The sequence below is a fragment of the Macromonas bipunctata genome, from assembly GCF_002837135.1.
In the GTDB taxonomy this organism is placed as follows: Bacteria; Pseudomonadota; Gammaproteobacteria; order Burkholderiales; family Burkholderiaceae_C; genus Macromonas_A; species Macromonas_A bipunctata.
On record NZ_NWBQ01000075.1, the window covers coordinates 1 to 6,448 of the forward strand.

Consider the following 6,448-nt stretch of genomic DNA (forward strand, 5'->3'; position numbering starts at 1 on the left):
GGTGAAATATCCGGGTTAGACCACCTGAACGCCCAGCAACTGCGCCGTTTGCTGGTAGAGCATTTAACCCAGCAAAAAGTGGGGCTGTATTGGGAGTCCAGCGCCATCGAGCGCGATGCGGCCCTGAACGCCAACGTCGTGCTGCCGCGCCTGCACCCCGAGGCCAGCCACTGCCCGCCCGACACCACCCAGCACCACAACCTGATCATCGAGGGCGATAACTTTGACAGCCTGCGCCTGCTGCGTGCCACCCATGCCGGAAAAATCCGCGTCATTTACATTGACCCGCCCTACAACACCGGCAACAAAGACTGGGTCTACAACGACCATTACGTCGGGGCCAACGACCGCTACCGCCACAGCCAATGGCTGGAGTTTTTGTACCAGCGCCTGACGCTGGCGCGTGAACTGTTGACCAGCGACGGTGTGATTTTGGTCAGCATCAACGACGAGAACCGCGCGCGACTGGAATTGCTGATGGATGAGGTGTTTCCAGGGCGGCGGCTGGGCAGCTTGGTGTGGCGCACCAAAGACACGGGCAATGACCTGACACAACGCTTCAGCCATGTGCATGAGCATGTGCTGGTCTATGCCAACGCCGGTTTTTCCTTCAATGGCCGCGCGACAGACCGAAGCAAATTTCGCAACCCCGACAACGATGAGCGCGGTGAGTGGTCGCCTCAACCTTTGACCAAAGCGCATTCTTATCTCGACCGAGAGAACACTTATTACCCGATTCAAGACCCCAGCACCGGCTATTGGTACCCCTGTGACCCAAATCGCGTGTGGGCCTACGCATCCAAGGAAGTTATCCGCAGGGTATGCGATGGCGACGAGGAAGCCATCAAAACCGCACTGGCCGGACTGCGAAGCGACACCATCGAAACCCTGATTGCCAAAAAGCTGATTTACTTCCCGCCTTGCAAGCCCGAAGAGGTGATGCTGTTTGCCACCAAAGAAGACTTGCTGGCGGCCATCCAAGCCGGCAAAGGGCCAGTCTTGCCCAAGAAAAAAACGCCCTTGCTGCGCGCTGAACTGCCCGATTTGGATTTTTGGGTCGGCAAACCGATTGCACCGGGCCGCCCGTCACGCAAAGAACATTGGACGGCCAGACCCGAATCCGAACGACTGGCCCCCTTGAGCAGTTGGATTGCGGGCATCAATGAAAGCGCAGACGAGGACGAGGTAGAACAGGTATTGCTGCGCTCAGCGCGTGGCGGTGTCGCCACCGATGAAATCAAAAATTTGCTCGGCTCCAAAGCCTTTTCCTACCCCAAACCCCTATCTTTGATTCAAGGCCTGCTACAACAAGCCACCCGCCCCGACGATACGGTGTTGGATTTCTTTGCCGGTAGCGGCACCACCGGCCATGCCGTGCTGGCGCTCAACGCTCAAGATGGCGGCCAGCGCCGTTTCATCCTGTGCAGCAGCACCGAAGCCACCGCCAAAGAACCCGACAAAAACCTGTGCCGCGATGTCTGCGCCGAACGCATCCGCCGCGTTATCACCACCCAAGGCTACCCCGCCAGCTTTGCCTACCTGCAACTGGACAAAATCGCCCCCGCCGATCTGGCCTTCGAGTTCACCCCCGAACAGGCACAACTGCTGCTGGCCCTGCGCGAAACCGGCAGCGTGCCGCCCAGCGTGAGCCCGGCCAGCTTCCACCCCATTGGCCTGCAAGGCGATTGGTTGCTGGTGCTGTGCCACAACACCAGTGCCGCCACCCTCGACGCGCTGGCGCAACTGCCCGCCCAGTATGGCGCTGCCCGGCTGGCGGTGTTTTGCCAGCGCCCCAAAGGCCTGCCCGCCCAATTGCAAGCGCGCGGCGTGCCCCAAGCCGTGGCCTATTCCTTGGTCGATGCTTTGCTCAAAGGCCAAGCCGCCAGCCCACGTAAAACCCGTACTGCCACCCCCAAAGCCAGCGCAGCCGAAGCCGTATGACACCGCAGCAGCAACAACACCCCAGCCCCGCCGTGGCGATGGCCACCATTGCCATGCCCGCGCAAAGCAGCAGCGTGCAACCGGAGGATTTCCAAAGCCGCCTGATCGACAGCATCAGCGCCGCCTTGCTGCGCCAGCCCTCGCCACCTTGCTTGCTGCGCGCCCCCACCGGGGCCGGTAAAACGCTGGTCATGGGCCAGGTGCTGGAGCGCGTGAGCGCCCAGCGCGATGTGCTGTGGTTCTGGTTTGTGCCCTTTGTCACGCTGGTGCAGCAAACCGAAGATGCCTTGCGCGCCAACGCCAGCAGCTTGGCCCCCTGTGGCTTGCAAGCGGGCCGCAACCAAGAAGCCCACCCCGGCATGGTGCTGCTCTCTACCGCCCAAGCGGTGGCGCGTGCCCAGTGGCGCACCAAAGGCTACGATGCCGACGGCGACGACGAAACACGCACGCTGGCCGCTTTTGTGGCCCGTGCCCGCGCCCAAGGCTTGCAGATTGGGCTGGTGGTGGACGAAGCCCATATCGCCTTGGACAAAGGCACCGAATTTGGCAAGTTTGCCCACTGGCTGCGCGCCGATTACTTGCTCATGGCCACCGCCACGCCCAAAGACGACCGGCTGAACGATTTTCTGCGCCATGCGGGTTACAGCGCCCAAGAGGTTTTTGCCGTCAGCCGCGATGAGGTGGTGCAAGCCCGGCTGAACAAACAATACATTGAGGCCGTCATTTACAGCCTGGGCCAAACCTTGGCGCAAGTTGCCGACCTGCACCGCACCGTGCTGCGCCAAAGCTGGCGGCGCAACCGCAAAATCGAGCAAGCTTTGCAAGCCGCAGGCATCCCACTGGTGCCGCTGCTGCTGGTACAAGTGGGCAACGGTGACGAGGCAGTGGACGAGGCCGCCAACGACCTGATGCGTCTGTGCGGCGTGCCCCCCGATGCCATAGGCCGCCACACCGCCAACGACCCCGACCCGGTGATGATGGCCGCCATTGCCAACGACACCAGCAAGCGCGTGCTGGTGTTCAAGCAATCGGCGGGCACCGGCTTTGATGCGCCGCGTGCTTTTGTGCTGGCCAGCACCAAGCACGTCAACGACCCCGACTTTGCCATGCAGTTTATTGGCCGGGTCATGCGCGTGGCCCGCCCGGTGCGCGATGCCTTTGCCCGCCAAGCCCAGATTGCGCCAGAACTCAACACGGCCTACGTTTATTTGGCCAACGCCCAAGCGCAGGCCGGGTTTGAAGCGGCGGTGCAGGCCACCAGCGCGGTGCAAAGCGCCTTGCAAGGTCAAACCGAAAAACTGTTGGCGCGGCAAACGGTGTCTGGCGCTGTGGTCTATACCAACCGCCCCACCGAGCAAAGCCCCATTGCGTTTGATTTGCCGCTGCCAGAAGCGCGGTCTGCCTCCACGGTGGAGCCAACACCCACCGCAGCACCAGCTCCCGTCATACAAACGCCGCTGTTTCCATACAGCCCCGGCACATCCATGCAGGCCAACTTTTTGCAAGAAGCCGAGGCCGACTACCCCTTGGACGAAGTGCAGCGCCAGCCCGCCGCGCGCAAGTCGGCCCCGCGCCTCAAAACCCGCGCCGAGGTCTTGGCCGAACTGCAAGAACACGGCCTGCGCGTCTATCCGCGCAAGTCCGGTTTGCCACAGTTGCCGCCGCGCCTCAAAACCGAACAAAAGCCCGAGTTGGACGATATGTCCGAAATCTCGCGCGCCGTGGCCACGCGGCTGGTGCTGGATGCAGGCAATTTGCGCGCTATGGCGGTGAAAGCGGCGTTGAACCGCATCAAAGACATCGAGCGCCACACCGAACTGACCACCCAAACCAGCTACAGCGAAGAAATCCACATCGTGACCGACCGCAACGCTTTGGCGCGTGAGGCACTGGCCGCTTTGCGTGCCTTGCCACAGGCCGAGGAGGAGGACTACCGCATCATTGTGCAAGTGCTGTCCAGCCGCCTGCGCCCGGACATTGACGACGCGCTGGACGACCTGCCCGAGAACGCCCAACCCAACGAGGCCGAACGCACCCGCTTGGCCCGTGATGCCGCGCACTGGGTCATCCTTAAGCAAGCGCAAACCCTGTGCGAAGACATGTTCCGCGAGGTGGCATGCCGCGCCAAACTCATAGAGGCCCAGCCCTTGCCCGATGTGATGGTGTTTCCGGCAGGCATTGCCTTGGAGCCTTCGGACAAGAACATTTATGGCGTGTTGCCGCCATCACAGGCTGATGGCCAGCGGGTGGCCCAAGAGTTGTTTATGGACGACCGCCTGTGGCTGGCCGATAAAACGCACACCGTGGCCGAGGGCACGCTGGTGCAGGGCCAGTTTGATGCCACTTGGTATGGCAACCAGTTGGAAAATGCCTTCTCCCGTGCGCTGGATCGGGCCAATTTTGTGCTGTGGTGGCACCGCAACCCACGCAACAAACCCTACGCGGTGCGCGTGGTGCGGGCGGAACACGACAACTATTTTTACCCCGATTTTGTCGTCTGTGTGCGCCACCACCGGGACGATCGCCCCATTCTGCGCCTGCTGGAAACCAAAGAAAGCACCAAAGATGCAGCCAACAAGGCCCAGCATTCGCCAACCTACTACGGCAAGGTGTTGTTCCTAACCCCCGATGGCAGCCGCATGCGCTGGGTCAATGACGATGGCAGCATGGGCCAAGCCATTGATTTGGACGACATGCAGGGCGTATTGGCCCAACTGGCTGCCACCCGCCCAGTCAACCTCGCAAGTTAGCACACGGCTTAAACACGTAAAAAAGCCCGCCGGGGACACTGGCGGGCCAAGGGAGGCACCCAACAACCAACTGTTTAACGGTGGTACGCGGTCTCGCCGTGCGAGCTGATGTCCAAACCTTCGCGCTCGGCTTCCTCGCTCACACGCAGGCCCACCAGCAAGTCCACCACCTTGTAGGCGACAAAGGCCACCACCGCCGACCAGACCATCGTGATCACCACGCCTTCGGCCTGCACGTAGAGCTGGTGCGCCATGTCGTAGCCTTCGCCCTTGATGCCACCGAACGCTGTGGCCGAGAACACCGCCGTCAGCAGCGCGCCCACAATGCCACCCACGCCGTGGACGCCGAACACGTCCAACGAGTCGTCCGCATTGAGCAGGCGCTTGAGGCCAGTCACGCCCCACAGGCACAAGAAGCCGGAGATCACGCCCATCACGATCGCGCCCATCGGGCCCACGGTGCCGCAAGCCGGGGTGATGGCGACCAGACCGGCCACCGCGCCCGAAGCGGCGCCCAGCATCGAGGCCTTGCCCTTGGTCAGGGCCTCGCCCACGCACCAGGCCAGCACGGCACCGGCGGTGGCCACCAGGGTGTTGACGAAGGCCAGCGCGGCACCGGCGTTGGCTTCCAGGTTGGAGCCGGCGTTGAAGCCGAACCAGCCCACCCACAGCAGCGAGGCACCCACCATCGTCAGCGTCAGGCTGTGCGGGGCCATCGATTCACGGCCATAGCCAATGCGCTTGCCCAGCATGTACGCGCCCACCAGACCGGCTACAGCGGCGTTGATGTGTACCACGGTGCCGCCGGCAAAGTCCAGCGCGCCCTGGGCAAACAGGTAGCCACCACCACCCCAGACCATGTGCGCAATCGGCACATAGCTGAAGGTGAACCAGATGACCGTGAACAGCAGCACCGCACCAAATTTGATGCGCTCGGCAAACGAGCCCACCACCAGCGCGCAGGTGATGCCCGCAAACGTGGCCTGGAACGCCACAAAGATCAGCTCCGGAATCATCACGCCAGGCGTGAAGGTGGCCGACAGCGATTCAAGCGTGATGCCGGACAGGAAGGCTTTGTCGAGGTTGCCGATGATGAGCCCCTCGCCGCCAAAGGCCAGGCTGTAGCCGTACACCGCCCACAGCACGGAGGCCAGCGAGAACACCACCATCACTTGCATCAGCACCGACAGCATGTTCTTGGCGCGCACCAGGCCGCCGTAGAACAGCGCCAGCCCGGGCACCACCATCAGAATCACCAGCAGGGTGGAGGTCATCATCCACGCCACGTCGCCTTTGTTGACGGTGGCCTCGACCACCGCTGCGGCGGCAGCGGGTGCAGCGGCCGTCGCTTCGGCAGCGGCGGTGGTCACGGCGGCGGTGGCCGTGGCTGCGGCTTCTTGTGCCCACGCGGTGCCGGTGGCCACCACCGTGCCCAACCCCAATACAGCCCCAGAGAGTAGCTTGTTCATGTCGGTACTTTCTTTGAAGATAGGAAAACCACAGTGGCGTTACAGCGCCTCGGGGCCGGTCTCGCCGGTGCGGATGCGCACCACTTGCTCGATCGGGAACACGAAGATCTTGCCGTCGCCAATCTTGCCGGTGCGTGCCGCGCCTTCAATGGCCTCGATCACACGGTCCACCAGTTCGTCGGCCACGGCGGCCTCGATCTTGACCTTGGGCAGGAAATCGACCACGTATTCCGCGCCCCGGTACAGCTCGGTGTGGCCTTTCTGGCGGCCAAAGCCCTTGACTTCGGT

General features: G+C 62.6%; 4 protein-coding genes. 2 read left to right on the forward strand and 2 right to left on the reverse strand.

The window, feature by feature from the left end; translation table 11 throughout:
• The coding region (locus CON76_RS10790) for a site-specific DNA-methyltransferase (RefSeq protein ID WP_420812940.1) at positions 1-1,941 on the forward strand (1,941 nt) is incomplete at its 5' end.
• Entirely contained in the window at positions 1,938-4,691 is a 2,754-nt protein-coding gene (locus CON76_RS10795; protein WP_101103360.1) for a DEAD/DEAH box helicase family protein, read from the forward strand. The genes CON76_RS10790 and CON76_RS10795, both read left to right, overlap by 4 nt.
• Before the next feature lie 74 nt (positions 4,692-4,765).
• Here the strand turns inward: CON76_RS10795 and CON76_RS10800 are convergent, their stop codons facing one another.
• Together CON76_RS10800 and CON76_RS10805 are read right to left on the reverse strand one after the other, a co-directional pair.
• Complete coding sequence (locus tag CON76_RS10800; protein WP_101103361.1) at positions 4,766-6,160, reverse strand: ammonium transporter; 1,395 nt, start codon at positions 6,158-6,160, stop codon at positions 4,766-4,768.
• A gap of 39 nt (positions 6,161-6,199) precedes the next feature.
• A partial coding sequence (locus CON76_RS10805; RefSeq protein ID WP_101103362.1) for a P-II family nitrogen regulator occupies positions 6,200-6,448 on the reverse strand: 249 nt, incomplete at its 5' end.